The 503-nt window shown below is 51.5% G+C and carries 1 pseudogene; it reads right to left on the bottom strand.

Annotated elements, in window-relative coordinates:
- Window positions 1-503 (bottom strand): annotated as a pseudogene (locus GRP75_RS29070) (pyruvate synthase); the annotation flags it as partial.

Genomic DNA, 503 nt, shown 5'->3' on the forward strand with positions numbered 1-503 from the left:
ACTCAACACGAGTGTCCGGTTCAGCGGGTCCTCCTGCAAGGCCGCTTTAATTTCATGCGTTAAATTACCGCCGTCTGCCCCATACGAATCTGCACGTTCACCTACCAGCAGCGCCTTGACATCGCGTAATGCTTCCCGCAGTTGTGCGGCTGGGAACGGTCGGATGATATTCGGACGTATCACACCAGCTTTAATCCCGCGCGCGCGGAGTTGATCCGCCACATCCTTGGCTGATTCAGCCGCCGAATTCAACAGGAATACCGCGACCTCAGCATCCTCCATATGATACAGATCCAAAATCGGGTATTCCCGACCGGATAAAGCGGCATATTCTGCTGCTACCTGCTCATATACTCCTTCTGACAGCTTCAGTGCTTCGGATAGCTGAACATGATTATTCGTCAGGTCATCACCGTTCATATGCGCACCCACGGTAACAGGATGATCAAAATCCGTAATATTCGGATAATTCAAGTTCGGGTTAGGACCTACAAAACCGCGCA

Origin of the sequence: Paenibacillus sp. OT2-17, assembly GCF_009827695.1 — a bacterium.
In the GTDB taxonomy this organism is placed as follows: domain Bacteria; phylum Bacillota; class Bacilli; order Paenibacillales; family Paenibacillaceae; genus Paenibacillus; species Paenibacillus polymyxa_B.